This is a genomic window from Pseudohoeflea suaedae, from assembly GCF_004354915.1.
GTDB lineage: Bacteria > Pseudomonadota > Alphaproteobacteria > Rhizobiales > Rhizobiaceae > Pseudohoeflea > Pseudohoeflea suaedae.
The window spans coordinates 1481666-1506633 of record NZ_SMSI01000001.1 but is presented as its reverse complement, the minus strand read 5'-3'; the positions used below and the strand labels follow the sequence as shown (position 1 = coordinate 1506633).

Here is a 24968-nt window from a genome sequence, read left to right as displayed (position 1 = left end):
AAGTCAGTGGCGTCCGCCGATCTGTCGTGTCGCACGGCGGATTGCGGCGACGAGGCCTGATCGCTCGCCTGCCTGCCCGGTCAGGTGCTTGACGCTGGTCACCCGCGCGCCCGGCTGCATCGGGAAAGTGACGACCGAGATCTCCCAGAGGTCGGCCGCGAGAATGCGGCGGATGCCGTCCCCGCCCTTGCGCGCGGCGCGCACCGTTCGAAAACCGATCGACAGGCCGTCGACGGCGCCCGATTTCATCAGCTCGTGCACCTCCCGGCCGCGCGCGGTCGCAAGGGTGAGCTTGCCCTCGACGAAAAGCCCGCGCCCGTCCTCGCGGATCTTTGTCCAGCGCCCGATCGGCTGGTCCGGGTCGTGCTGGAACAGCATCCGGATCTCGCCCGGACGGCGTTTTCCCAGGCACGCGGCGAAGGCGCCCGGTTCGATCACGTCGCGGCCGAGATCGACCGCGCCGAAAATGCTCGCATAGCCGGAAAACCGGCCGTCGCCCGCCACCGTGTCGAGTTCGAGCTCGACACGCTTGTTCTGCCAGCCGCCCGGTCGCGCGCCTGTCACCATGATCCGTCCTTTCGAAATTGATCCCTGAACTGTCGCGGCTCTTACCGCCTCAATCCCGGCCGCTCTTGCCGTCATTGCGGCCTGCCCTGTCGGCGATGCGCACCAGCGCGCCAAGCACCCACCAGACGCTCATGCTGGCTGCGGCCGAACCCATCAGCAGGATTTCCGGCGGCCCGACCTGCGCGGTGATCGCAAACCTTTCCGCCAGCGCAGCGCCCACCGGGGCACCGAAGACGAGCCCCGAAGCGACGCCCGCAAGCGCCCGCGCGGCCGCTTCCCGCGTACTCTTCGGCATGAGATAGACAAGCGACACCAGCGCGCCCGCCACCGATCCGCAAAGCCGTGCGGCCAGCATCGCGGGATCGGGATCGATCGAACTCATCGCCCTCTCCTTTCGCCTCGCCGCTTCTTTGAAAGATTGATTCAACTGTCTTGCGAACTGAGTCCGGTTTTCTCGCCAAGCCTCTGATATCCAACGGCTTCGCGCTTCTCGTCGGCGGTCAGGAAATCCGCTTCTCCGAGCCGTTTCCACAATTGCTCGCGCTCTGAGGCCAAGCCGGGCAGCTGGTCGGCATCGAAGGTCAAACGCAGTTTTCCGCCGTAGACCGGGGCCAGCCAGCCGGTCATCGCCTCGGCCGTGCGGGCCACCAGCGGCAGTACCGTGTGGCGGCAGAAGGCGCGGTTGGCTTCCTGATAGTTCGCATAGGTCAGGTCGCCGGGAATGCCGATCAGCATCGGCGGCACGCCGAGCGCCAATGCGATATCGCGCGCCGCCCCGTTGCGGGCTTCGGAGAAATCCATGTCCTTCGGCGTCAGCCCCATCGCCTTCCAGTCCAGCCCGCCCTCGAGCAGCATCGGCCGGCCGGCGCGGCTCGCACCCTGATAGCCCTCCTCGAGCTGCGCCTTCAGCCGGTCGAACTGTTCCTCGGTCAGGTTGCCGCCATCCTTGGGCTGATAGACGAGCGCGCCGGATGGCCTTGCGGAATTGTCGAGCAACGCCTTGTTCCAGGTCATCGCCTGGTTGTGCATGTCGAGCGCCATCTGCGCCGCTCCCAGCGGCGCGAAGCCCGCATGGTCGTCGAGCGGATGGAACAGCCGCAGATGCAGAAGCCCCCGCCCTGCGATCGGCTCCACCGGATAGCGGCGCCGCGCCTCACCGACTGCATATTCGTGCGCCACCGGCCAGCCGTCGGCGCCTTCGATCACCCGCACCCGGTCGGGCCGCAAAAGATTGAGCCCGATCGGCCCGTCGGACCCCTCCACCGCCTCGATCCAGGCGTTGCCCGCAATCAGCAGATGGCCGTAGAGCGTTTCCAGAAACTCGGTGCCGGAGCACTGCGCATTGGGGCGGGAGAGAAGTTCGAGCAGCGGATGGTCGTCGAGTTCGTTCGCGCCGTCGAAAAGCAGCCAGGGCGCAGCGGCCGCGGTTTCCGAAATCATCCGGACCGCCCGATGGGCCACCGGGTTTTTCATGAAGCCCTCGCGGGCCAGCGCCGCATAGCCGCGCCCCGACCATGCCGCGCCCGTTGCGCCCGCGAGCGCCGCCAGCACCGCCGGGTTTGCGGCTGCCGCCTTGCCGTCCGGCGGCCGAAGCCTTGTCTGTGAGCGATCGGCACGCGAAGAGACGCGCGCGCCACCGAATGGCAGCCGCGGGAACCAGGCCATGAACTGTCCTCCAACAAAAAAACCCGCCGGAGCGGCGGGCTTGCTATCTCTCTATCTCGTCATGCCCGGACGTGATCCAAGGATCCATACCGTGATGTCACCGCCTGCAGTTCGCCATGCTGATGCGGCGCATTCCCATTCGAGCATGAGTTCGAACCCGTTGCGAGGCTTGAGGTATGGATGCCCGGATCAAGTCCGGGCATGACGAAGATCGTTGGTTCCGCGCGCCAGATGTGTGCAGAAGATACCGTTTTGCCGTCGCAGCTTCCCACATCCAATCCCGTCGTCCCCGGGCGCCCTCTCTCCCGTCGTCCCCGGAGCGCCCCTCTCTCTTCTCGTCATCCTCGGACTTGATCCGAGGATCCATACCGTGATGTCACCGCCTGCAGTTCGCCATCCTGATGCGGCGCATTCTCATTCGAGCGTAAGTTCGAACCCGTTGCGAGGCTTGAGGTATGGATGCCCGGATCAAGTCCGGGCATGACGAAGATCGTTGGTTCCGCGCGCCAGGTGTTTGCAGAAGATACCGTTTTACCGTCGCAACTTCCCACATCCAATCCCATCCTCCCCGGGCGCCCCTCTCTCCCGCCGTCCCCGGCGCTCCCTCTCTCCCGTCATCCTCGGAGCGCGCCCTCTCTCCCGTCATCCTCGGAGCGCCTCCTCTCCCTTCGTCATCCTCGGGCGAGCGAAGCGAGACCCGGGGATCCAGCAGCGCGCAAGTCCTTGCGCGCGGGCATCCATTCCGTGATCTCGCAGCGTTGCGAAAGCGTTTCATCTTGCTCCCCTCTCCCCCCTTGCGGGGGAGATGTCACCAAAGGTGACAGAGGGGGGGTGGTGCGGCGAACTCCATCTCTCTTCTCGTCATGCCCGGATCAAGTCCGGGCATGACGACCATTATTGGCTCCGCGCCCAGACTATCTCGTCAATCTCGCCGGCATGGGACTTTGCTCCGCCGCTACTCCGCTTCCGGCACCACGTAATCCGCGGCGACACGCATCTCTCTGAGCGGTCGAACGAGGTCGATCGATTCCTGGTAGACCGGATGCGCCTTGTAGGCGGCCAGCTGCTCCTCGTCGTCGAATTCGCCATAGACCACGAAATCAACCGTTTGCGAGATCGCGTCGAGCTTCTTGTCCACGCAGCCCACTTCCAGGTGGCGCTTGTGCGGATTGGTCTTCAAGAGTTCGAGGCCCTTTTGGACCTTCTCGCGGTTTTCCTCGGCGGCAACGCTGAAGAAGACGATATGGCGCAGCATGTCATGTTCCTGAATGTCATCGGGTGCGATCCGCCTAGCCCATGCGGCGTCCGCGGTAAAGCCTTGCACGTCCTTTACAATTGCCGCACCCCCGGTTCCCCGCGACGATTGAGCACCAGTTCGGTCAGCGCCCAGACCAGCGCGTCGAGCCGGTCCGGCGAGTGGCCGGAACTCAGGCCGTCGGGACCGAAATCGCACATCTGGTCTTCCAGCGCGGGAAAATGGCCCGCATGGACCACCCGCCCCTGCTCGTAGAGAGCCGCCACCGGTTCGGCGCGCAGCCACTTGCCGCGTGTCGCCCGCACTTTCCGGATTGGCAGCCTGGCGTCGACGGTCCTGAGCACCGCCTCCACCATGTCGCCGCCCTGGTTGATCTCGGCGACGATGCAGTCCGCGTCATAGCGCCGGTAGAGCGCCGTCGCCTTCTGCGCCCATTCCTGCGGCCGCGCGTTCTCGACAGATCCGTCATGCAGGACCAGGGCCTGCCCGTCTCCGTCCAGACCGGCGACCACGATCCCGCAACAGCTGCCGCGCGCCGCACTGCTCGCCGGCGGATCGACCGCCACGACGATGCGCCTGAGCGGCCCGTGCTTGCGCACCACCAGCGCATCGAGCTGGCCCCGCCGCCAGAGCCCGTCCTCGCGATCCTCGATCAGCTCGCCATCGAGTTCCTGCCGTCCGAGCCGCGTGCCGCCATAGCGCTCGGTCAGCGCGCCGATAAAGCCGCGCGCCAGGTTCTGCGCATTGGCCGCCGTCGAAATCCGCGTGAGCCGCGTGCCGGGATCGGCGACCAGCGCCTTCATCAGGGGCGTCGGTCGCGGCGTCGTCGTGACCAGCTGCCGCGGGTCGCGCCCGAGCCGCAGCCCGAATTGCAGCATGTCCCAGGTCTCGCGCTGGTGACGCCATTTACCGAGTTCGTCGCACCAGGCCACATGAAACTGCGGACCGCGTAACCCCTCGGGATCTTCCGAGGAAAACAGCTGCGCCACGGCGCCCGACGGCCAGACCAGCCGCCGCCGCGTCGCCTCGAAATGCGGCCGGTCATGCCGCGCGATCGCGCAGATCCCCGACACGCCGTCGATCATCACCTCGCGCGCATCGGCGAATGTTTCGCCCACCAGCGCAATGCGGCCGTCGCCGCCGAGCCCTGCGAACTGCCCGGTCGCCAGTCCATGCACCCATTCCGCCCCGGCGCGCGTCTTTCCCGAGCCGCGCCCGCCCATCAACAGCCAGTTGCGCCATTCACCGGAGGGCGGCATCTGCTCCGGCCGCCCCACCAGCTGCCAGTCGCCCGCCAAGGCCCCTGCTTCCCGGTCGTCGAACACCTCCAGCTGCGCGAGAAGCCAGGCGCGGTCGAGGTCTGGGGCGGTCGGCATGCGTTACGTCACCTCGTCAGATCGATTGCCCCGATGGTCTTCAGGCGTGGATCCCCGGGTCAAGCCCGAGGATGACGCGTGGAGGGTTCGGCTCCCGCCACTCTCCCCCCTTCGCGGCGGAGATGTCGGCGCCAGCCGACAGAGGGGGGATGCCGCACACTCATATCTCGCGGGGCTCACCCCCTCTGTCACCTCCGGTGACATCTCCCCCGCAAGGGGGGAGAGTGGACCGGCCTACTTCCCGTCATCCTCCCGCCGCCCCGTCCCCGTCTTCGGTGCCCTTCTCTCCATCCTCGGCGCCCCTCCTTCTCCACCCTCCGGCGCCCGTCTCCGTCCTCGGGCGCCCCTCTCTTCTTCGTCATCCTCTCCATCCTCCGGCGCCCCCTCTCCATCCTCGGGCCCCTCTCTCCTTCGTCATCCTCGGGCGAGCGGAGCGAGACCCGGGGACCCAGCGGCGATCATGTCCATGATCGCGAAAGACCATTCCGCCGCAGGCCCTGGATCCCCGGGTCAAGCCCGAGGATGACGAATGGATGGTTCGGCAACCGCCACTCTCCCCCCTTCGCGGGGGAGATGCCGGCGCCAGCCGACAGAGGGGGGATGCCGCACATTCATATCTCGCGAGGCTCACCCCCTCTGTCACCTCCGGTGACATCTCCCCCACAGGGGGGGAGAATGGACCGGTCTACTTCTCTCCATCCTCGGGCGCTCCTCCCCCATCCTCGGGCCCCTCTCTCCTTCGTCATCCTCGGGCGAGCGGAGCGAGACCCGGGGACCCAGCAGCGGTCATGTCCATGATCGCGAAAGACCATTCCGCCGCAGGCCCTGGATCCCCGGGTCAAGCCCGGGGATAACGAGTGGAGGGTTCGGCAACCGCCACTCTCCCCCCTTCGCGGGGGAGATGTCGGCGCCAGCCGACAGAGGGGGATGCCGCACACTCATATCTCGCGAGGCTCACCCCCCTCTGTCACCTTTGGTGACATCTACCCCGCAAGGGGGGAGAGAGGCATGTCCATCGCCCTCGTCCCGCATCCGCGCAACCTTCCGTTCCGCCAGCGTGTCGATCAGATCGGCCACCGTCTGGCGCAGGGCCAAACGGTCGCCGGGCGTCATCTGCTGGCGCTCGGCATCCACCTCGGCCATCTGACGCTCCAGCTGGTCGACCTTTTCGAGCGTACGGGCAATCAGCGAGACCAGATCCACCGCCGCCTTGCCGTCGACGCCAACGCCGTCGGGACCGCTCGCGGCATATGCGAACCTGTCGAGTTCGCGCGACAGCACGCCGCGCATCTGGGCCAGCATCTTCGCCGTCCCGGACGGATCGGCCCGTCCCGCCCCCGCCTCGACGCGGCTGTCGAGCGCCTGCTTGATCTCGAGAATGCGCGCGACCGGTGCCATCTTGTCCTCGGGGCGTATCCCGGGCCCGCCGCGGAAATCATCCGCCTCACGCATCGGCTCACCCATCCCGCGCCTCCTTCACCAGCCCAAAACAAAAACGCCCGCGAAACCCGCGAGCGTCCACCCAACCCAAATTGTCCGTAAAATAGACCGGTTGCCCGGCGTGAAATCTTGTCTGTCAGAGAGGTTCTTCAGCCGCCCCGATCACCCGATCCGGACGCAATTTCCTGACGATGACACAACCCTACCAAACCACCGTTGCGCTGTCAAGGAATTTTTTCCTATTGCGTGACACGCTCAAGCGGATACTGAGGACGCCCCGAAATCTCACGCTAGCAAATCAGCGCCATAGAAAAAGAGCGATCAACCCTCCAGCAAGTAATCGTAAACCGTAACTTAGTGTGTTTTACTCCGCAAAGTTCAGTTGCGGAGGAGGCTCATGATTTGGAGAGTTGCAGCAGTAGCTGCGTTGGCTGTTTTAGCGTCTAATTCCATAGCGGACGACGGAGATGCGGCAACGCTCGTTTATCAAGACGGGCCGAAGGTATCATACACGACTGGAGCGATGGCCGACGTTTTGCTGGAGCAAGACGGTAAGGCGCTTGCGGACTGCCCTTCTGGGACGTTTTGGTTTTCGATAGATGGTCAACTCATAGACTGCTCAAATGGCGAGGCTTACGCGGTCGTTCCAACTGGGAACGGCAATAGTATTTTCCCCGCCCGGATCGAACGCATTGGTGACCCCAGCGATAAAACAGATGAACCGGGGCCGAGCGCAAAATAGGGGTAATCGATGGGCGACGAAGATTTGAAAGCGCGCCGCGAAAAAGTAATACAAACCAAGGCGGACATCACCGGAAACATTAGCTCGACCTGCCGGTTCGTAGGATTTGGGCTTCTTGCAATTTTCTACACAATACAAACAGGCGATAGCGGCTATGCCCAAGCCGTACGTCTATCCCTTGGCTGGTGGCTTTGGATTGTTGGAGTCTCTGGAGCAATCACCATCCTGCTTGACTACCTTCAATACGTATTTGCGTGGCGTTCAGTGGCATCCGCGTTGGCGGACCCCGAGTATTTGTATGATACGAAGTCCCTATCGTATTGCAGCTGGACTACCCTCTTTATCCTGAAACAATGTGCATCTGTGTTTGGTGTTGCAGCACTTTGCGCGGTCGTCATTTTTTCAGACTTCTGTGTTTAACAAGAAGCCTTCGCGCCTTCTGCTTAAGCGTATGCGGCTTCACCAATCCGCCGATAGTTTAGGCGCTTTCCGCCGATGCGTGAAAGCAGATCGTCATGGCGCTTTAGGCATCACAACCTACCCCATCCCTTCGATCACCTCCTTCGCCCGTTTCCTCAGCGCCTTTTGCGTCTCCTCGTCCATCCGCTCCCAGTTGGAATAGATCCGCCCCATGCGCGGATTGCCCTTCAGCGTCTTTTCGTGGCGGGCGACGAAATCCCAGTAGAGCGAGTTGAACGGGCAGGCGTCGTCCTCGGTGCGCTTCTTCACGTCATAGGCGCAGTTGTCGCAATAGTTCGACATGCGGTCGATATAGGCGCCCGAGGCCGCATAGGGTTTGGAGCCCAGAATGCCGCCGTCGCCGAACTGGCTCATGCCGAGCGTGTTGGGCAGCTCCACCCATTCGAAGGCGTCGATATAGACGGCGAGATACCATTCGTGCACCTGGCGCGGCTCGACGCCGTAGATGAGCGCGAAGGTGCCGGTGATCATCAGCCGCTGGATATGGTGGGCATAGGCATGGTCCCGCGTCTGGCCGATCGCAGCCTTCAGGCATGCCATGTCGGTCTCGCCCGACCAGTAGAACCAGGGCAGGTCGCGCTGCGCCCGCATGGCGTTGCGCTCGCGATAGTCCGGCATTTCCCGCCAGTAGATGCCGCGCACATATTCGCGCCAGCCGAGGATCTGGCGGATAAATCCTTCCGCCGAGTTGAGCGGGATCTTCCCGTCCTCATAGGCCTCAGCCACCTGCCTGCAGACATCGAGAGGGTCGAGAAGGCCGACATTGAGATAGGGCGAGATCAGCGAATGCCAGAGGAAGGGCTGCCCCTCCAGCATCGCGTCCTGATAGGTGCCGAAATCCCCAGCCGCCGCGCCGAGGAAATGTTCGAACGCCTTTTCGGCGTCCTGTCGCGTCACCGCCCAGCCGAACTCTTCGAGAGTGCCGAAATTGTTGGCGAACTTTTCGCCCACCATCTCGATCACCTCCGCGGTGATCCTGTCCGGCTCGAAGCGCTGGCGCTTGGGGAGAAACAGGTCGTCACCGGCAGGCTTGCGGTTCTCCTTGTCGTAATTCCACTCGCCGCCGGCGGGCTTGTCGGCCTGGGTCATCAACAGCCCGGTCTTCTTGCGCATTTCGCGGTAGAAATACTCCATCCTGAGGCTCTTGCGGCCCTCGGCCCAGTCCTCGAATTCGGATTTCGAGCAGATGAAGCGCTTGTCGGGCAGGCAGTCGACGTCGATCTCGAATGTCTGCGACCAGCCGTCGACCATCTCCTGCACGCGGTATTCGCCGGCATCGGTGATCACGATGCGGTCGGGCTCGTGCCGCTTGATCGCCCGCTCCACCTCGCCGGTGAAACTGCCGCTGTTGGCCTTGTCATCCAGACGGATGTAGTCGACCGTCCAGCCGGCCTCCTCCAGTTCGCCGGCGAAATGGCGCATGGCCGAGAGGATGAAGGCGATCTTCTGCTTGTGGTGGCCGACATAGCTCGTCTCCTCCTCCACCTCGCACATCAGCACCACGTCGCGATGCTTGTCGGCGGAGGAAAGACTGGTCATGCCGGGTGACAGCTGGTCGCCGAGAATGACGACGAGAGACGGGCGATCTTCGGGCATGGGCGGCTGCTCCTCCTGGCAATGCTTCCTTGCTAGATGGAAGCGTCAGGGAAAACGGCCAGCCTCGAAATCAAGCCGTCAGGCGATTTCGCGGGCTACTTCGCGCCCTCGGGGATCTCGTCGGGCCAGGAGACGAGATAATCCTCGTAATCCTCCACATCGAGGCCTTCCTCGCTTACCGTCCTGCCGCGCACGGAGACGCCCGCCTCGTGCACGGTGTCGCGATCGCCGGATACGAGATAATGCCACCAGTAGAGGTCCGCGCCCTCGTCGACCAGCCGGTAGGCGCAGGTGGGCGGCAGCCAGGTGATCTTGCGCACCATCTCGGGCGTCAGGCCGATACAGTCGGGCACGATCTTCTGCCGGTTCTCGTAGTCGGAACAGCGGCAGCTCTCGCCGTCGAGAAGCTGGCAGCCGATATTCGTCCAGACGATTTCGCCGGTATCCCAGTCCTCGAGCTTGTTCAGGCAGCAGCGGCCGCAGCCGTCGCAAAGGCTTTCCCACTCGGCGCGCGTCATCTCGTCGAGCGTTTTTTGTTGCCAGAATGGCACTGTGTTCATCAAAATCTCCGGATATGGCGCAAGCCACGTCCCAGTCATGCAAGTTACTTGTCCTTGCGCGGAAAATACGCCAAAAGCGGGATTATGCCAGACCGCAAGGGGCAGCAAATGCGCGCTGGTCGGCCGGCCCTTTGGGCCGATACGGGAGCTTGAGCCGTTGCAAGATCCTTTTGACGGGAAAAATCGCCCGCGCAAGCGGTCAAACATTCTGTTGCGGATCGATTCATGGATCGACTCGACGATGTGGAATGCCGGTTTCTCGGCCTCGCAGCGTTGGGAAGACATCACGATCTTCTTCCGCCGGTTCCGCACCCGCGGGCCGATGAAGGTTCTCTTCGAGATCGCCGGCGAAGGCATGAATCTCGGCGCCGCAGGTGCCGTGCTCATGCTCGCCCTCGCCCTCCCCGCCTTCGAGGAAACCGCCGGCAACTGGCGCGCCCGCGACGATTTTGCCGTCACCTTCCTTGATCGCTACGGCAACGAGATCGGTCACCGGGGCATCATCCACGAAGATTCGGCACCCGTCGACCAGCTGCCCGATCATCTGGTCAAGGCCGTGCTCGCCACCGAGGACCGCCGCTTCTTCGAGCATTTCGGCATCGACGTCCTGGGCCTTGTCCGCGCCATGACCGAGAATGCCCGCGCCGGCGGCGTCGTCCAGGGCGGTTCGACGCTCACCCAGCAGCTCGCCAAGAACCTCTTCCTCACCAACGAGCGCACCATCGAGCGCAAGATCAAGGAAGCCTTCCTCGCCCTGTGGCTCGAAGCCAACCTGTCGAAGAAGGAAATCCTCTCGCTCTATCTCGACCGCGCCTATATGGGCGGCGGCACGTTCGGGGTGGCGGGTGCGTCACAGTTCTATTTCGGCAAGTCCGTCACGGAAGTCTCGCTGGCGGAATCCGCCATGCTCGCGGGCCTCTTCAAGGCGCCTGCCCGCTACGCGCCGCACATCAACCTGCCGGCCGCGCGCGGTCGCGCCAACGAGGTCCTGACCAATCTCGTCCAGGGCGGCCTGATGACCGAAGGCCAGGTCATCGGCGCGCGTCGCAACCCAGCTACCGTCATCGACCGCGGCACGATCGAGGCGCCGGACTATTTCCTCGACTGGGCCTTCGACGAGGTCAAACGCCTCGCGCTCCGGTTTGACGAACACTCGCTGATCGTGCGCACGACCATCGACATGGGCCTGCAGAAGGCCACGGAAAGCGCCGTTGAAAGCGGCCTGCGCCAATACGGCAAATCCATGCATGCCGGCCAGGGCGCCGCCGTGGTGATGGAAAACGGCGGAGCCATCCGCGCGATGGTCGGCGGGCGCGATTACGGCGAGAGCCAGTTCAACCGGGCCAGCCGCGCGCTGCGGCAGCCGGGATCGTCCTTCAAGGTCTATGTCTATGCGACCGCGATGGAGAACGGATACACGCCGGAATCCACCATTTCCGACGCTCCGATCACCTGGCGTGGCTGGTCGCCGCGCAATTACGGGCGTTCCTATGCCGGCCGGGTCAATCTCACCACCGCGCTTGCCAAGTCGATCAACACCGTTCCGGTGCGGCTGTCGCGCGAACTCGGCACCGAAGCCGTGGCCGCCAAGGCCCGGGCGATGGGCGTCGAAACGCCCATCCGCACCGACAAGACAATGGCGCTCGGCACCTCCGAGGTCACGGTTCTCGACCAGGCAACCGCCTACGGCGTCTTCATGTCCGACGGCATGCAGACACGCCGCCACGGCATTACCCAGATCCTCGACTACAAGGGCGACCTTCTCTACGACTTCTGGCGCGATGAGGCGCCGGCGGAGCGCGTCCTGACCAAGCAGGCTTCCGATTCGATGAACCAGATACTAAGTCAGGTTCCGGAGTGGGGCACGGGGCGGCGCGCGAAACTCGACGGCATCAGGACTGCGGGCAAGACCGGCACCACCCAGGCCTACCGCGATGCCTGGTTCTGCGGCTACACCGGCAACTTCTCCACGGCGGTCTGGTTCGGCAATGACGACTACACCTCCACCAACCGGATGACCGGCGGCTCGCTGCCGGCAATGACCTTCAAGCGCATCATGGAATACGCCCATCAGGGCATCGAGCTGAAGCCGATCCCGGGCATCGAGGATCCCCTGCCCGATCCGGAAGCCGCTGCGGAGGCCACCATCGCAGCCAATGCCGCCAATGCGGAAGATGGTTATGTGCCTGCGGTCCGCCCGCGCACCCTCGGCGCGCAGACGACTGCCTTGTTGCGAGATCTCATCGGTGTCTTCCGCTCGACCGAGCCGCTCAAGGCCAGCAGCGAGAAGATCGCGGCGGCGCAAACTCAGGTTCCCCAAACGACCAAACAGTGATAATCGAATTGCGGTGTTTCGGAAGGCGGCGCCGGAGCGCGTTTTCCTCTTTCGACCGCCGAGATTGTCAGTCATCAGACGTCCCGTGGTGCCAATCGTGGCGGGACGGCACCAGAGCCCGAGAAGCCGTCCCCAACCGTGTTCCGTCTTCCGATTTACGTCCTGCTCTCTCTTTCCATCGCATTTGGTGGCGGCACCTGGGCGAGCATTCGCATCCTCAAGGCGACATCCGGCTTCGGCGCGATCACCGTCGGCCCCTGGCAGGCATTTCCGGAACTCCAGACAGCCGATGCCGATCCCTATGCGCGCGCGCACCGGGCCGATGACGGCCGGCTGCTCTTCGGACGCGCCGAAGGGCTCGTCTTCACGGCCGCGCGGGATTCCGACGGCCGAGCGCTGTCGGCCTTGTGCTCCTATCGCCTCGACGGGCAGACCCCGCCGGCGCGTTTCTGGACCCTGCGTGTCACCAACCGCGCCGGAACGCCTGTCGCGCCGCAGCCAACCACGCCCCGCAGCCTGCAATCATGGCGTCTTCTGCAAGACAATGACGGCACTTTCCACGCCACCATCGGCGGCAGGCCGCATCCAGGCAACTGGATCTCGATGACGGGCGGCGGAGACGTGAAATTCGTCCTCACCCTCCTCGACACGCCGACGGCGGCCTCGGTCTCGCTCGGTGAGGTTCATCTGCCCGATATCACGCGGGAGGCATGCGATGACGCGTAATCTCATCCTCTCCGTGCTGACCGGTCTCGTGGGGGCAGCACTGCTGCACATCATCATCGTGCTCGCATTGCCGGGCTGGGCCGGTCGCGATGCCTTCAGCCGCGTGGTCGGCCTGGGTGAGACGGGGCAGTTCTATTCGCTTGCCAACGAGGAAAATCCCACCGGGCTTGCCAATGAAGATCCGCATATCCGTTCAGCGGTCTGCCGGTTCGATCTGTCGGCGAACCCAGTGCGGATCACCGCCCGGACGCCGGTGCCGCTCTGGACACTCGCGATTTTCGACGATGCATCCGACGAGGTCTATTCGATGTCGGACCGCTCGGCCATCGGCAACGGCGTCGACATCACGCTCGTCACCCCGGCGCAGATGCTGCAGCTGCGGCGCAACATGCCGCCGGCGCTTGCCCAGTCGGTGCTCGTGGAATTGTCGGATGTCGAAGGGTTTGTCGTCCTGAGGGCGATCGCCCCGGAGACCAGCGGCGAACGCGCCGCGCGTAGTTTCTTGTCGGAAGCCAACTGCCTTCCGCTCGTCTTCGGCTGATTTTCTTCGGATTGCCCGCAGTCCGCCTCCCCGTCTTCGGAAAAGGGCACGTCCGGCCGGCTCGGTTTCGATCTCGACGGCTCCGGCAAAACCGGAAGGCCTGAACGATCTCGGCAACGTGCCGAGGCTATCCGTTTACGCGTGAAAGCCTGACGGACGAATGCGGCCGGTCACTTGCAGGTTTCGCCGATCATCTGACGCTTGCCGAGCTTGTGGCTGATCGAGGGACGCTGTCTCACATTGCGCGGGCCGTCGGCCGCGACGAAGACGGCCTCCTCACGGCGCTCGTAACGAACACCCGTGAAGAACAGTACTTTCGCGGGGCCTTTGCACGCGCCGCCGCGTGGCGCAACTCGTCGCGGTTCGGGATCGAAGGTAATAATCTCCGCCATCATCGGTCTCCATCGTCCCTGCGGGCGGACCGTGGTCACGCCCAGGTGAATGTGCCGAGAATCGGATGCTCAGGGACGTCTACATCCATCTACGGCCGGGAATGACGCGCAACATGATGTTCCCTTGTATTGCTGTATCAAGCCATCACATAGTTAACAGCTTGCTAACGATTACGAGGTAATTTTATCGATAGTGTGTATTGCGTCTATAGGTGTACCAGTGTCGAACAGGTTCCGTGACCTCGAAGATCCGTCCGCAGGCAACAAAAAGGACATTGTCCTCATGGCCGCGGTCAGCGGGTTCGAAAGCCTGACCCGCCCGACCCGCGAAGACAACGTCCGTTTCTCCGCGCTCTTTCCCAACCTCTTCGAGAATGCCAGCGAGGAAACGCGCCGCACGGCCGCTGCCGCCCTCTCCCGGCTCAAGCATGTCCCCGACGACATCGTGGAATTGATCGTCAATCAGCCGGTCGATATCGCAGCCCCCTTCATCAACCACTACGAAAATCTCTCGGAAGCGACGCTTGCCCGCGCGATCGGTCGTCACGGTGCCGGCCATGCGCGCGCTGCCGCCCGCCGCACCGATCTCTCCCATGTCGGACTTCACGTTCTCTGGGCGCTCAAGGACAAGGGCGTCGACCAGGCACTCAAACTGCGCGGCCTGACCGTCGACAGCCTCTTCGGGACCGAGCTCGACAACCCGACGTTCGATGCGCTCGATGCGCTTGAGAACATGGCGAATGTTCCGCCGCTCGCCCGCATGGATGAACTCAACGGCACCGACGCCGCCTCCGAAGGCCTCAGAGACGTGTTGCGCCAGATGGCGACGGCGGAAGTTCGCAAGACTGCGAGCGCTGTCCGTCCGGCCGCCCACCACATGTCCGATCTGAAGGACGCCTATTGGAATTACGGCCCCGACGTCGTGCGCGAGGGTCTCGGCGTCGCCGCGCATCTCGAGCGCATGGCGCGCTTTGCCGCCAACGGCAATGCCGAGTGGTTTGCCACGGCGCTGGCCGACGCGATGGGCACCGGCTTCGCGCTTGCCGAGCGCATCATGCTGGATCTTTCCGGCCGCCAGCTCGCCACCGCCATGCTGGCGCTCGGTGCGCATCGCGACGTCATCGTGACCGCGCTCGAAACCTATTTCCCGCATCTCAAGACGGCCACCGACGGGCGGTCGAAGGCCGAGCACGAGATCGATGCCCTGCACAAGCACGAGTGCCTGGCCCGCCTTGGCGCCTGGCAGCGCGCCGACGCCTATACCCGCCATCTCGAGGGCGCCGACAGCGAGCCGACGCCGAACCCTGCCGATCAGTGGGACGACTTCGATATTCCGGACGCGTCCAACGACGACCGGCACGAGCCCGCGCCACTCGATCATCGCCGAAGGGCCTGAGGCGCTCAGCCCTCAGCGGTTCGCGTTGTCGATGTCCAGATAATCCTCCGGCCGCTCGGTCTCGATCTCCACGATCCAGATATCGGGATCGAATTCCCGTTCGCGTGCCAGCGCCTCGCCCACGTCCCATTCGGGCACGCGGGCTTTGCGGATCTCGAAGAGCCTTTCTTCGGGCCTGCCTGTCTCGAAAAAGGACTGCGGCGCCGGCGACAGCCACGTCTCGGTACCGTCGCGGTGACGGACACGCACGTGGATCGCGCCGGCTTCGGGCGCGCCGCGCCGTTCGATTGCGCCCGTGCCACCTTCGGCGAACATCCGCCTCAGGAGCGCTGCGACAAAAATATCTGACTTGAGCCGGCTCATGGGCCGTTCTTAGGCTGCTTCGGCGCCGCTGGCAAAGGTGTTGAGAGGAAGCGCCTCAGAGGGCGCCTATTTCCTTGAGCTTGTTCAACACCGCATCATTGGGCTCTCCGGTCACCGGCAGGCGATAGTGCTTTTCGAAAGCGCGGATCGCGTTCTTCGTCTGCTCTCCCGCATAGCCGTCCACCGCGATATCGGCATAGGCGATATTGCCGAGCCCCGCCTGGATCTTGCGGACCATCTCGTCGCCACCGGTAACGGCAGGGATAGCGGCCGCGCTCCTGTTGGCGCTGGCATTGATCAGATCGCGCAGTGTCGGCTCGCTGCCGGCATCGGACCGGCTCGCGATCTCTGCCGCAGGCTTCGGCCGCACCTGGGCGCTACGCTCCGCCTTCGGCTTGCTGGCCGGTGCAGGCGCGGCTGCGGGGACGGCGACGGGGGGCTCCACGCGCTTGACGATGGAATCCGGACGACCGCCGATCTTGAGACTTTCGAGAACCAGTGCGGACGGCTTGCCGTCGATATCCATCCCCGCCTTGCGCTGCCAGTTGGTGATGGCCGCGGCACTCATCGGCCCCATCAGTCCGTCGACATCGCCGCCGTAGAAACCCTTGCGCTTGAGCTCCTTCTGGATCGCGCTCAGCACCGGATCGGGTTCGGGCATGGAGGGCGCGGCCTGCCTGTTGCCGGCAATCGAGGCGGGTTGGCTGGTCACCTGCAGCCCGGTTTCAGGGCGATGGCTGGGAACCGGAATGCTCGCGGTCTGCGGGTTGTCCTCGGCGCGCTCGATCTTGAAGGCGCTGACTTCGCGTTCGGGGGAAGCCTCGATGGCCTGGCGCATCGCGGCGTCGTCCGGGGCCACGGCGATTTGCTGGCTTTCGACTGCAGCGCCGCGCGTCGGCAGGATCGGCGCGGGATGACGGCCGCTCTGGTAGAACAGCGCGTTGATCGAGACGAAGCCGAATATGACCGCAAAGGCTGCACTGCCCCCGGCAATCGACGGATAGGCCGCGATCAGTTCGCCAACGCCGGCGAGAAAGCCGCCCTGGAATTCCTCGTCGTCGAGATAAGGATCAGGCAATGCGCGCTGTCGCGTCATTATCGCTCTCCTGTTCGTTTCCGTCTTTTCCGGGCTCGGCTGAAAGGCGCGGCGGGAAGGCCAGCATCTGGTCGTGCACCACGTCTCCGCTGGACATGCCTTCTCCGTTCGCCGGAAGCTCGATGGAGATGCTTGTTCCCTCGCCTTCGCGGCTTTCGATAAGGAAGCTGCCGCCATGGAGCGATACCAGCCCCTTGACCAGCGACAGGCCGAGACCCGTGCCTTCGTAATTGCGCGAGAGTGAATTCTGTCCCTGCACGAAAGGTTCTCCGATACGGGCAAGCTGATCTTTCGGAATGCCGACGCCGGTATCCGAGACGACGATGCGCAGGGCATCGCCGGCGCGCTCTATGTCGGTGCTGACCACGCCGCCGGGCTCCGTGAACTTGATGGCGTTGCCGACGAGATTGATGAGGATCTGCTGGATCGCCCGGCGATCGGCGACGATCTCGCCGGCATCGCGCGCCAGGCGCTTGGTCAGCGTCACGCCCTTTTCCTCGGCCTGCAGCCCCAGCATGGCCACGCAGTTCTCCACCGATTCGGAAAGCGGGAAGGTTTCGGCAACCAGCTCGTAGCGCCCGGCCTCGATCTTCGACATGTCGAGCATGGTGTTGACCAGCGACAGGAGATGATGGCCGGAGCGATGGATCAGGCCGACATATTCGCGCTGGCGATCATTGGCGAGCGTGCCGAAATACTCCCGCGCCAGAATGTCGGAGAAACCGATGATGGCGTTGAGCGGCGTGCGCAGCTCGTGGCTTACGGCGGCGAGAAAGCGGCTCTTGGCATCATTGGCGTTCTCCGCCTGAGCGACCGCGCCCGCCAGCTGCGTGCGGTTTTCGACGAGCTCGGACACGTCACGGCTCTGCACCACGGCACCGAGGAAAGCCCCCTCCTCCGTGCACTCGGCCATCAAGTCGACGGCCAGATGCGAAAACTGAGGTTCACCCGATCCTAGGCGCTCCATGCGCAGTTCGACGCGACGGCGGCTTTCGCCACGACGCAGCGCATCGAAGGCATCGAGAAATGCGATCCGGTCGCTGATGTGGATGCGCGCCAGGAAGTGATTGCCGACCGGGTCGCCCATCCAGTCGATGAACGCCTTTCTGTCGGCGCCGGCGGCACGGATGACCTGACCGTTGCGATCGTGAAGCGTCACCAGTCCCGGAAGGCGATCGAAAATGTCTGACGGATCGAAGGCGGCCGCTTCCGGCTCTTCATCCTCGACCGGCTCTTCCTCGACGACGCGCGGTGCCGCCGAGAGGCTTAAGGCGCGCGCGCTGCAATAGACGACGAGGAAGACCAGCGTTGCAGCCGTCGCGTTCGCAGGAACCGCAGAGACGACGCCCGAAAACGAGGCGATGGCGGCAGCGCTCACGACCGCGGCACTTGCCACGAGCCCGGCCACCACGCAGCGCAAGCCGCGACGGGCGAAAGCCGATTCGAAGGGCAGGAGAGCCGCGAGCAGAAGGAAGGGAGAGCCGAGGCCGCCGGTTGAAACGGCGAGTGCCGCCATCCCCAGACCGCAGGCTGCGAGTGCCGTCAGGCGACCTGCGGTGAGCGAACCGGTACCGGCGAGCAGCCCGCAAGCCGCGAGCGGAACGGATGCAGCATAAAACCCGCCGGCAATCGCCAGCGGCAGGTTGAGGCTGATCGCGAGGACCGGCACGGCGATCGCAAGAAGCACGATGCCAGCGCCGAGCCAGTCGACGATCTGGTCCAGCGCCTCATCGCGTTCCGGACCGGACAGCGCACCACCGGCGAGCCAGCCATCAGCCGCCTCGACCAGCAGGTCCTCCAGTTTTCCGGTAAAATTCGCCTTCCGCATTCCTGCCGATTCCATACACGCCGCAGTTTCTTGTTAGCTGGGCCAACACTGCCAAAGGCGACTTAAGGAATGGATAAGGCTGCGCTTGGAAATCACCCGGAAGAAATAGTGAACGCACGGTTTTTCGCTCAAATCGGAAGGACTTCGTGCAACGTGGTTAACAGCGGGTTCAGGCAGACGGGCCGCACGGCCGGTTTTCCCGGTTTTACAGATGTTCGGGGCGGATTTTGCCCATCTGCCCGCATCGAAACGGAACAGGTTTGGCCCCGAAAAGACCTGCTTCTGTGAATTGTGTAAAATTTGAATCAAATCCTGCCGCGCAACACAAACCCGTTTTGGGACATTTCCCTGATGATCGCCCTGTCTTCGGAAAAATGCTTTCCGGCCCGACGGACGAAGGGCCACCGGCAAGCAGGCACGCCGAGGGCGGGGACAAGGACAGAAAGACACGGGACCATGTGGTTTTTGATCAAGACGACGTTTTGGGGAATGCTGGTGCTGGCCGCGCTGCCTTTCTTCGTGAAGGCCGATGTGGAACCCACCAGCCAGCCGCAGGAAGAACAGGCGCAGATCGGCGTGACCGAAAGCATCGGAGCGGCCATTTCCGCGCTGAACGACATTCGCCAAATCTGCGGCCGCCAGCCCGAAGTCTGCGAAAAGGGCGGTGAAGCGCTGCACGCACTGGGCTTGCGCGCCCGTGACGGCGCACTGATCGCCTATCAGCTGATCGATGCGAAGCTCTCGGACGAGGACAAGGCCGCCCTCGCCCCGATTGCCGCGGACCTGGCGGAAGCCGGCATCGACGAGAACGATGTCGCCCAGATCATCACCGGCTCGCTGCCGGCGTCCCAGGAATATCCCGGTGAGCCCGAACCCGCCAACGTGCCGGTTCCGACCTTCTACCGGTAACGCCTGCAACCGGCATTGTCTTGAAACCGGCCTTCTACGGCCGGTTTTTCATTGCCTTCACTCGGCTACGGGTGGCAATTCGTCCGCGTTTTAGTATATCGGCTCACATAAACGGAGCCGCAGATGACCGATATCCAGACGATCAAGGACGATTTCGCCTTTCTCGACGATTGGGAAGACCGCTATCGCTATGTCATCGAACTCGGCAAGGCGATGCCGGATCTGCCGGAAGCAGACAAGACCGACGAGAACAAGGTGCGCGGCTGCGCCAGCCAGGTCTGGCTGGTCACCGAAACCTCGGGCAGCGGCTCCGATCCGGTCATGACCTTTCGCGGCGATTCCGATGCCCATATCGTGCGCGGCCTGGTCGCCATCCTTCTGGCCGCCGCCACCGGCCGCAAGGCCTCCGATCTTGCGACACTTAATGCCGGCCTGCTGCTCGATGAACTGGGCCTGGGGGACCACCTGACGGCCCAGCGCGCCAACGGGCTGCGGTCCATGGTCGAACGGATCAAGGCGGAAGCCGCGCGCGCCGGCGCCTGATCGCTCATCCTCTCAGATCGGCTTCGATATCCGGACGAAATCCCTCCGCACCCCAATTGCGGATCGGTCGCGACGTCGCCCCTCCCGGTTCGTAATGCCGCGCCAACATGTTGAGTGCGGCAAGCAGCATGAGTTTCGCGGAACGCTGCGGCCATTGTCTCTCGCGCTCGACCAGTTCCAGCCCCTTGAGGTGACAGCAGACATCGACGAGCAGGCCCGACAGTTCCGGGCCGACGGCCTTCATTGCCTTCTCCACCCGCATCCGGGCCGCAAGTGCTGCTTCCGTCATTTCGGCAACCCCGCCACCGCGCGCGGCATTGCCGCGACTTGTCACCGGTTCGAGGCGCGCGCCCATCGCCTGCATGTATTGTCCCCGGGTGAAGTCGGCGCGCAATCGGTCGCCGGCTGCAATGAGTGCCGGGGCGAACCAGCACTCGCCGTCCTTCCTCTTGAGCCGGGAGAGCGAGGCCAGCGGGGATTCGGTCAGGTTGACGGCCACCTGACCTCCGTCCTCAACCGGCCGAAAGGCGATGTCCCGGTGCTGGGCCGCGAACCGGTCGCTGCCCGCGTCGATCCGGCGCAAGGCCGCCTGTCCTGCGGCGGTAAGCAGCAGTCTCTTTCGCCGGCGCAACGCGATTCCGCGACGCTCGAGATCAAGCAGGATCGCGGTGGAAATGCGCGCGCGGCTTCCATCCTGCTTTGTGAGGACGGCCAGACCGGCTTCGCCATCTGTAATGCCGCAGCCTTCGCCCCCGGCGGATGCGAGCAGCCTGATCAGGGAGATCACCGACCTCTCAGCTGCGCGCGACATCACAGTCCTCGTCCGCCTGCCCGAAAACCACGCGCACGCATTGCTCGCAGCGATCCATGAAAGCGTCGTAGTCCGGCGCGTCCCGCCGGTCCTCGATCGCCGCACATCCGTGAATGACTGTGGAACGGTCGCGGCCGACAGCTTCGGCGATGTGCTGGTAGGGCATCGAAAGGACCACCCTGCAAAGATACATGGTAATCTGGCGCATGTGGCAGCCAGGACGCCTGGCGGCCGTTCCGGCGCCGAGCGCCCCCTGACATCCGAGATCGAACAGCTGGGCCACGAGCTTCTGGATAATGGCAACCTGCGTCTGGCGGGAGGCACGGCGCTCCCGCCCCCCGGACATTCCGGCTGTCGCCGATGCATGGTCGCTTTCGGACCGGGGAGAAGTTATGTTCGTTGCGGGCGGCATATCGGCCCTTTGCCGACATTGTCCCGTGCATGCTTCCTGTCTCATGGTTCGCCTCCGTGATAGGAATATATTCTTATCACTTAAGCAGAAAGAGGGGACTTGCAGCCAGAACCAGCGCACAACCGAGCGTTGTTTTTTCTGGGATATTTGCTGTTCAGCCGGGAAATTCGAAGATTTTTTCTCCTCTCCGTTTCCCTGGACACCTCACGGCAGGGCAACTCAGTCCGGACCGCGCCCGATCAGAGCCGCCAACGAAAAAGGCCCCGGAGAATTCCGAGGCCTTGATCCGGATAAGACAACTGACGTCAGGCAGCCTTGGACTTGCCACGGCGGCGCTTCTGACCCAGGCCCATCTCCTTCGCAAGGCGCGAACGGGCTTCGGCATAGGCCGGGGCAACCATCGGATAGTCCGCCGGCAGATCCCACTTTTCGCGGTACTGTTCCGGGGTCAGACCGTAATGGGTCATGAGGTGACGCTTCAGCGACTTGAATTTCTGGCCATCCTCCAGGCAGATAATGAAGTCGTTCTGCACCGAGCGCCGGACCGGAACTGCGGGCTTCGGCTTTTCGGCTTCCTCGGCCTTGTCGCCGAGAGCAACGCCGCCGAGGGCGTTATGGACGTTGTTGATCAGCGTCGGCAGATCGGTGGCAACAACAGCATTATTGCTCACATATGCGGCGACGATGTCTGCAGTGAGTTCGATGAGGAGAGTTTTGTTGTCCTCGTGGGAATGTTCGCTCATTTCTTGATCCTTATTACGTCATGCATGCGGCGCAATTTATCGGAAGATTTCATTTCTTCCCGAAATTACGATGATCACTTCCAAACCCCCACCCAAGTCTGGAACCGATTCAATTTGTGAATACTCTCTATTCTTGAAAAGACAAGAGAAATACAATTCGTGTATCCATTTTGAATACACCCTCCACAAAAATCGGGCAAAAAAAAGGAGGAACTCGCTTAGAATCCGTTAAAACTAAACCTATGCTTGCATAAATGGCGCTCGACACTCTACTGACGCCCCCATAACTATGAATTCTAACCTGCAATAAATACTTGGAACTTGTTGCGTAACGCCAGAATACATCTGGAAAGCAAGAATTTAGCAACTACGGAAATACTAAAAGCTGAAAATTGTAACGTTTAGTCACGCTCGGCGGGCGTGTGGTCGGCCATCTCATCGCGTACGGCATTAGGCCCCAGACGGTAGCCGACCGAATAAGCAGCCTTGGCAAGAAGATGGGCTGAAATCGGCGCCGTCAGCAGGAAAAACACCACACCGGCGAGTGCACGGGCAAAAACACCGGCATCAGCTGCATGGACGGCCAGCGCTATCAGCAGCAGCCCTGACCCCATCGTGCCGGCCTTGGAAGCGGCATGCATCCGGCTGTAGAGGTCCGGCAGCCGTAACAGGCCGATGGACGCCACAAGCGCGAAGAACGAGCCGATCAGCACGAAAGCTGCGGTTAGAAGCATGATGACGTCGCTGATCATCGGTTCAGCCTTTCTTCCTGCCTGCGCGCCTTCTCGATGCGCTTTCTCTCCTCATTCGCCTTCTTGCGTGCGTCCTCCGCAGCAGTGCGGACCTCACGCAGGATGTCATCCTCGGTCTTGCCGCGAGACAAAACGAAACGGGCAAAGGCAACGGTCGCCAGGAAGCCGACGAGACCGAGCGCGATGGCGATATCGATATACAGAATGAAGCCGGTCTTGATGCCGATCGCGGCGATGAAGCCGATGGCGGCGGCCACCAGCATGTCCAGACCGAGGATCCTGTCCGGCAAGGTCGGACCGCGCACAATGCGGATAATCGTCAACAGGAAAGAAATGCTGAGAATGACGAGGGCAATATTGACCGAATAATCGAGAACGGTTTCCGCAAAGTTCATCGGAAGGCCTCCATGATCTTGCGTTCGAAGCCCTCGGCAATGTCGCGGCGCGCCTGTTCCGGATCCGAGGCGTCTATCGCATGAACGTAAAGCGTGCGGCGATCATCGGACACGTCCACCGACAGCGTACCCGGCGTCAGCGTGATGAGGTTTGCCAGCAGGGTGATCTCGAAATCGCGATCGACCTTGAGCGGATAGGCGAAAATGCCGGGCTTGAGGTTCATCTTCGGCGACAAGACGAGTATCGCCACCCGCATCGCAGACAGGATCAACTCATAGATGAACAGAAGGAACAGGGAGATGATCCGGCGGGCGCGCGAGAAGTAGCCGACCGAGCCCACCTGCTCGCGGATCAGCGACAGCGTTGCCATTGCCAGCACGAAGCCGAAGGCGAGGTTGAGGAAGGTGAACGACCCCGTCACCGCCGCCCATGCAAGGGCGAGAAGGACATTGACCAGGAACAGGCTCATTGCGGCACCTCCCCGGGAAAGACCGACAGGACGAAGGACGAGGTATCGATCAGACCCCGCGCCGCATCCTGGGATATGGCGATCAGCGGCTCGGGCCAGAGGCCGAACACGACGGTAAGGACCGTCAGCATACCCAGGCCGATCACCGACGTCATCGGCACCTTCTGGCTTGCCGGATCGAGCGGCTCGGCGTCCGCGGCCCTCGGTTTCCAGTAGGCGAGCGCCCAGATGCGGCCGACGGTAATGGTGGTCAGGAAACCGGTGACCAGGATCGCGCCGGCCAGCCACCATTCACCGACATCGAGCGCTGCCTTGACCAGCATGACCTTCGGCCAGAGGCCCGAGAAAGGCGGAAGTCCGGCCATGGAGAGGAACAAGGCGAGCGTCGCAAAGGCCAGAACCAGATGCGAGGGATAGATGCCGCCGGAACGCGACAGAAGGAAACTCCCCGACACGCGGCCGCCTATGCCCGCGGCAAAGTAGATCGCCGTCATCACCACCATGGAATGGGCGGCATAGAGAATGGCGCCCGCCAGCCCGCTGGGGCTTCCGAGCGCGATGCCCGCGAGCATCATGCCGATACCGGAAATCACCAGGAAGCCGACCGCGCGGCGGGTATCGTTCTGCGCCAGCGCACCCAGCACACCAAGCAGCATGGTGCCGGCAGCGAGCACGGCGATCACCCAGCCGAGTTCGGCCCGCTCGATCGGGAACAGCATCACCAGAACGCGCAGCAGCGCATAGATGCCGATCTTGGTCAGCAGGCCGCCGAACAGGCCGGAGACCACCAGCTTCGGGGTATGATAGGACGCCGGCAGCCAGAAATTCACCGGGAAAGCCGCCGCCTTCATCGCGAAGGCGAGCAGATAGAGACATACCAGCGTCATCAGCGGCGCGGTCTGGCGCAGTTCCGGCGCCTTGATCAGGATGTCGGCCATGTTGAGCGTGCCGAACAGACCGTAGAGATACCCGGTCGCCACGAGGAACAGCGTCGTGCCGACGAGGTTGAGGAAGGCGTATTTGGTCGCGCCGTCGATCTGCTCCCGCTCCGAGCCCAGCACCAGAAGGCCGAAGGACGAGATCAGGAGAACCTCGAACCAGACATAGAGGTTGAACACGTCGCCGGTCAGGAAGGCACCGGAAACACCGGCCATCAGCAGAAGCAGGAAGGGATAGAAGCCGTAGCGGCGACCCGTGCTGTCCACGTCATCGCGACCGAAGATGCCGGCGGCCAATGCCACGAGACCCGACGTCATCGTGAAAAAGGCGCCCAGCAGATCCACCGTAAAGGCGATGCCGAAAGGCGGCAGCCAGCGGCCCATCACCATGGTGAAGGGCCCCTCCTCCAGAACGCGCCACAGCAGCGCGGCATCGAGAAGGCACAGACCGACGAGGGCCACGATACCGATCGACGCCTGCAATTCGGTGCGCTTGCGCAGCATCAGGAGAATGGCGCCCGCCAGCAGGCACCAGACCACCGGCATGACCACCAGCCAGTCGGCAAGCGGCGTCGGGTCCACATTCATGGCCTGGGAAAGATCGACACTGTGAGATGATGTAGCGGCCATCTGGTCG

Annotated in this window: 26 protein-coding genes; 7 read left to right on the top strand and 19 right to left on the bottom strand. The window is 63.2% G+C overall.

Features of this window, described 5'->3' with window-relative positions; genetic code table 11:
- Positions 1–3: 3 nt before the first annotated feature.
- The 6 genes from E2A64_RS07050 to E2A64_RS07025 form a co-directional block, all read right to left on the bottom strand.
- Positions 4–567, bottom strand: coding sequence for an HK97 family phage prohead protease (locus tag E2A64_RS07050; protein ID WP_133283678.1), 564 nt, complete (start codon positions 565–567; stop codon positions 4–6).
- A 49-nt stretch (positions 568–616) separates the two neighbouring features.
- Entirely contained in the window at positions 617–949 is a 333-nt protein-coding gene (locus tag E2A64_RS07045; RefSeq protein ID WP_133283677.1) for a DUF6107 family protein, read from the bottom strand.
- 41 nt (positions 950–990) lie between these two features.
- A complete protein-coding gene (locus tag E2A64_RS07040) occupies positions 991–2232 on the bottom strand; it encodes a phage portal protein (RefSeq protein WP_133283676.1) in 1242 nt (413 codons plus the stop codon).
- A gap of 955 nt (positions 2233–3187) precedes the next feature.
- Complete coding sequence (locus E2A64_RS07035; RefSeq protein ID WP_133283675.1) at positions 3188–3487, bottom strand: Dabb family protein; 300 nt, start codon at positions 3485–3487, stop codon at positions 3188–3190.
- Between the two features lie 74 nt (positions 3488–3561).
- Positions 3562–4863: a DNA-packaging protein gene (locus E2A64_RS07030; protein WP_133283674.1), complete on the bottom strand. Its 1302-nt coding sequence runs from the start codon at positions 4861–4863 to the stop codon at positions 3562–3564.
- A gap of 954 nt (positions 4864–5817) precedes the next feature.
- On the bottom strand, positions 5818–6327 hold the full coding sequence (locus E2A64_RS07025; protein WP_133283673.1) for a hypothetical protein: 510 nt from the start codon (positions 6325–6327) through the stop codon (positions 5818–5820).
- Between the two features lie 727 nt (positions 6328–7054).
- On the opposite strand from E2A64_RS07025, the gene E2A64_RS07020 reads away from it, so the two are divergent.
- On the top strand, positions 7055–7465 hold the full coding sequence (locus tag E2A64_RS07020) for a hypothetical protein (RefSeq protein WP_133283672.1): 411 nt from the start codon (positions 7055–7057) through the stop codon (positions 7463–7465).
- A 117-nt stretch (positions 7466–7582) separates the two neighbouring features.
- On the opposite strand, the gene E2A64_RS07015 is transcribed toward E2A64_RS07020, so the two are convergent.
- On the bottom strand, positions 7583–9121 hold the full coding sequence (locus E2A64_RS07015; RefSeq protein WP_133283671.1) for a cryptochrome/photolyase family protein: 1539 nt from the start codon (positions 9119–9121) through the stop codon (positions 7583–7585).
- 95 nt (positions 9122–9216) lie between these two features.
- Entirely contained in the window at positions 9217–9681 is a 465-nt protein-coding gene (locus tag E2A64_RS07010) for a YcgN family cysteine cluster protein (protein WP_133283670.1), read from the bottom strand.
- A 157-nt stretch (positions 9682–9838) separates the two neighbouring features.
- Here E2A64_RS07010 and E2A64_RS07005 point away from each other — a divergent pair, with 157 nt between their 5' ends.
- From E2A64_RS07005 to E2A64_RS06995, 3 genes are all read left to right on the top strand, one after another.
- Entirely contained in the window at positions 9839–12016 is a 2178-nt protein-coding gene (locus E2A64_RS07005) for a transglycosylase domain-containing protein (RefSeq protein WP_244598171.1), read from the top strand.
- Positions 12017–12154: 138 nt separating this feature from the next.
- Positions 12155–12742 (top strand): DUF1214 domain-containing protein, encoded by a 588-nt coding sequence (locus tag E2A64_RS07000; RefSeq protein ID WP_133283668.1) that lies wholly within the window; start codon positions 12155–12157, stop codon positions 12740–12742.
- Positions 12732–13283, top strand: a complete 552-nt coding sequence (locus tag E2A64_RS06995) for a DUF1254 domain-containing protein (protein WP_133283667.1) — start codon at positions 12732–12734, stop codon at positions 13281–13283. Before E2A64_RS07000 ends, E2A64_RS06995 begins: the two co-directional genes overlap by 11 nt.
- Positions 13284–13453: 170 nt before the next feature.
- On the opposite strand, the gene E2A64_RS06990 is transcribed toward E2A64_RS06995, so the two are convergent.
- Positions 13454–13675, bottom strand: a complete 222-nt coding sequence (locus tag E2A64_RS06990) for a hypothetical protein (RefSeq protein WP_133283666.1) — start codon at positions 13673–13675, stop codon at positions 13454–13456.
- Positions 13676–13958: 283 nt separating this feature from the next.
- Here E2A64_RS06990 and E2A64_RS06985 point away from each other — a divergent pair, with 283 nt between their 5' ends.
- A complete protein-coding gene (locus E2A64_RS06985) occupies positions 13959–15071 on the top strand; it encodes a hypothetical protein (RefSeq protein WP_133283665.1) in 1113 nt (370 codons plus the stop codon).
- A 12-nt stretch (positions 15072–15083) separates the two neighbouring features.
- On the opposite strand, the gene E2A64_RS06980 is transcribed toward E2A64_RS06985, so the two are convergent.
- From E2A64_RS06980 to E2A64_RS06970, 3 genes are read right to left on the bottom strand one after another with little or no spacing between them, the layout of a single operon-like run.
- Positions 15084–15434, bottom strand: a complete 351-nt coding sequence (locus tag E2A64_RS06980) for a DUF1491 family protein (protein ID WP_133283664.1) — start codon at positions 15432–15434, stop codon at positions 15084–15086.
- 55 nt (positions 15435–15489) lie between these two features.
- Positions 15490–16530: a peptidoglycan-binding domain-containing protein gene (locus E2A64_RS06975; RefSeq protein WP_158285710.1), complete on the bottom strand. Its 1041-nt coding sequence runs from the start codon at positions 16528–16530 to the stop codon at positions 15490–15492.
- On the bottom strand, positions 16505–18358 hold the full coding sequence (locus tag E2A64_RS06970) for a sensor histidine kinase (RefSeq protein WP_158285709.1): 1854 nt from the start codon (positions 18356–18358) through the stop codon (positions 16505–16507). The genes E2A64_RS06975 and E2A64_RS06970 overlap by 26 nt, the downstream gene beginning before the upstream one ends.
- A gap of 456 nt (positions 18359–18814) precedes the next feature.
- On the opposite strand from E2A64_RS06970, the gene E2A64_RS06965 reads away from it, so the two are divergent.
- Entirely contained in the window at positions 18815–19267 is a 453-nt protein-coding gene (locus E2A64_RS06965; protein ID WP_133283661.1) for a DUF5330 domain-containing protein, read from the top strand.
- Positions 19268–19390: 123 nt separating this feature from the next.
- Positions 19391–19810: a SufE family protein gene (locus E2A64_RS06960; RefSeq protein ID WP_133283660.1), complete on the top strand. Its 420-nt coding sequence runs from the start codon at positions 19391–19393 to the stop codon at positions 19808–19810.
- A 4-nt stretch (positions 19811–19814) separates the two neighbouring features.
- Here the strand turns inward: E2A64_RS06960 and E2A64_RS06955 are convergent, their stop codons facing one another.
- From E2A64_RS06955 to E2A64_RS06925, 7 genes are all read right to left on the bottom strand, one after another.
- Positions 19815–20621, bottom strand: coding sequence for a DUF6456 domain-containing protein (locus E2A64_RS06955; RefSeq protein ID WP_133283659.1), 807 nt, complete (start codon positions 20619–20621; stop codon positions 19815–19817).
- Positions 20605–20967, bottom strand: a complete 363-nt coding sequence (locus E2A64_RS06950; RefSeq protein ID WP_158285708.1) for a helix-turn-helix domain-containing protein — start codon at positions 20965–20967, stop codon at positions 20605–20607. The genes E2A64_RS06955 and E2A64_RS06950 overlap by 17 nt, the downstream gene beginning before the upstream one ends.
- A 371-nt stretch (positions 20968–21338) precedes the next feature.
- On the bottom strand, positions 21339–21776 hold the full coding sequence (locus E2A64_RS06945; RefSeq protein ID WP_133283657.1) for a Ros/MucR family transcriptional regulator: 438 nt from the start codon (positions 21774–21776) through the stop codon (positions 21339–21341).
- 401 nt (positions 21777–22177) lie between these two features.
- A complete protein-coding gene (gene mnhG / locus E2A64_RS06940; protein ID WP_133283656.1) occupies positions 22178–22528 on the bottom strand; it encodes a monovalent cation/H(+) antiporter subunit G in 351 nt (116 codons plus the stop codon).
- Entirely contained in the window at positions 22525–22923 is a 399-nt protein-coding gene (locus tag E2A64_RS06935; RefSeq protein ID WP_133283655.1) for a cation:proton antiporter, read from the bottom strand. The genes mnhG and E2A64_RS06935 overlap by 4 nt, the downstream gene beginning before the upstream one ends.
- A complete protein-coding gene (locus tag E2A64_RS06930; RefSeq protein WP_133283654.1) occupies positions 22920–23393 on the bottom strand; it encodes a Na+/H+ antiporter subunit E in 474 nt (157 codons plus the stop codon). Before E2A64_RS06930 ends, E2A64_RS06935 begins: the two co-directional genes overlap by 4 nt.
- Positions 23390–24961 (bottom strand): Na+/H+ antiporter subunit D, encoded by a 1572-nt coding sequence (locus E2A64_RS06925; protein ID WP_133283653.1) that lies wholly within the window; start codon positions 24959–24961, stop codon positions 23390–23392. Before E2A64_RS06925 ends, E2A64_RS06930 begins: the two co-directional genes overlap by 4 nt.
- Positions 24962–24968 lie beyond the last annotated feature (7 nt).

Excerpts from the sequence above, each read along its gene's own strand:
- E2A64_RS07050 (WP_133283678.1), bottom strand. The coding sequence starts at position 567 with ATGGTGACAGGCGCGCGACCGGGCGGCTGGCAGAACAAGCGTGTCGAG.
- E2A64_RS07045 (WP_133283677.1), bottom strand. The coding sequence starts at position 949 with ATGAGTTCGATCGATCCCGATCCCGCGATGCTGGCCGCACGGCTTTGC.
- E2A64_RS07040 (WP_133283676.1), bottom strand. The coding sequence starts at position 2,232 with ATGGCCTGGTTCCCGCGGCTGCCATTCGGTGGCGCGCGCGTCTCTTCG.
- E2A64_RS07035 (WP_133283675.1), bottom strand. The coding sequence starts at position 3,487 with ATGCTGCGCCATATCGTCTTCTTCAGCGTTGCCGCCGAGGAAAACCGC.
- E2A64_RS07030 (WP_133283674.1), bottom strand. The coding sequence starts at position 4,863 with ATGCCGACCGCCCCAGACCTCGACCGCGCCTGGCTTCTCGCGCAGCTG.
- E2A64_RS07025 (WP_133283673.1), bottom strand. The coding sequence starts at position 6,327 with ATGGGTGAGCCGATGCGTGAGGCGGATGATTTCCGCGGCGGGCCCGGG.
- E2A64_RS07020 (WP_133283672.1), top strand. The coding sequence starts at position 7,055 with ATGGGCGACGAAGATTTGAAAGCGCGCCGCGAAAAAGTAATACAAACC.
- E2A64_RS07015 (WP_133283671.1), bottom strand. The coding sequence starts at position 9,121 with ATGCCCGAAGATCGCCCGTCTCTCGTCGTCATTCTCGGCGACCAGCTG.
- E2A64_RS07010 (WP_133283670.1), bottom strand. The coding sequence starts at position 9,681 with ATGAACACAGTGCCATTCTGGCAACAAAAAACGCTCGACGAGATGACG.
- E2A64_RS06995 (WP_133283667.1), top strand. The coding sequence starts at position 12,732 with ATGACGCGTAATCTCATCCTCTCCGTGCTGACCGGTCTCGTGGGGGCA.
- E2A64_RS06990 (WP_133283666.1), bottom strand. The coding sequence starts at position 13,675 with ATGGCGGAGATTATTACCTTCGATCCCGAACCGCGACGAGTTGCGCCA.
- E2A64_RS06985 (WP_133283665.1), top strand. The coding sequence starts at position 13,959 with ATGGCCGCGGTCAGCGGGTTCGAAAGCCTGACCCGCCCGACCCGCGAA.
- E2A64_RS06980 (WP_133283664.1), bottom strand. The coding sequence starts at position 15,434 with ATGAGCCGGCTCAAGTCAGATATTTTTGTCGCAGCGCTCCTGAGGCGG.
- E2A64_RS06975 (WP_158285710.1), bottom strand. The coding sequence starts at position 16,530 with ATGACGCGACAGCGCGCATTGCCTGATCCTTATCTCGACGACGAGGAA.
- E2A64_RS06970 (WP_158285709.1), bottom strand. The coding sequence starts at position 18,358 with ATGCGGAAGGCGAATTTTACCGGAAAACTGGAGGACCTGCTGGTCGAG.
- E2A64_RS06965 (WP_133283661.1), top strand. The coding sequence starts at position 18,815 with ATGTGGTTTTTGATCAAGACGACGTTTTGGGGAATGCTGGTGCTGGCC.
- E2A64_RS06960 (WP_133283660.1), top strand. The coding sequence starts at position 19,391 with ATGACCGATATCCAGACGATCAAGGACGATTTCGCCTTTCTCGACGAT.
- E2A64_RS06955 (WP_133283659.1), bottom strand. The coding sequence starts at position 20,621 with ATGTCGCGCGCAGCTGAGAGGTCGGTGATCTCCCTGATCAGGCTGCTC.
- E2A64_RS06950 (WP_158285708.1), bottom strand. The coding sequence starts at position 20,967 with ATGTCCGGGGGGCGGGAGCGCCGTGCCTCCCGCCAGACGCAGGTTGCC.
- E2A64_RS06945 (WP_133283657.1), bottom strand. The coding sequence starts at position 21,776 with ATGAGCGAACATTCCCACGAGGACAACAAAACTCTCCTCATCGAACTC.
- mnhG (WP_133283656.1), bottom strand. The coding sequence starts at position 22,528 with ATGATCAGCGACGTCATCATGCTTCTAACCGCAGCTTTCGTGCTGATC.
- E2A64_RS06935 (WP_133283655.1), bottom strand. The coding sequence starts at position 22,923 with ATGAACTTTGCGGAAACCGTTCTCGATTATTCGGTCAATATTGCCCTC.
- E2A64_RS06930 (WP_133283654.1), bottom strand. The coding sequence starts at position 23,393 with ATGAGCCTGTTCCTGGTCAATGTCCTTCTCGCCCTTGCATGGGCGGCG.
- E2A64_RS06925 (WP_133283653.1), bottom strand. The coding sequence starts at position 24,961 with ATGGCCGCTACATCATCTCACAGTGTCGATCTTTCCCAGGCCATGAAT.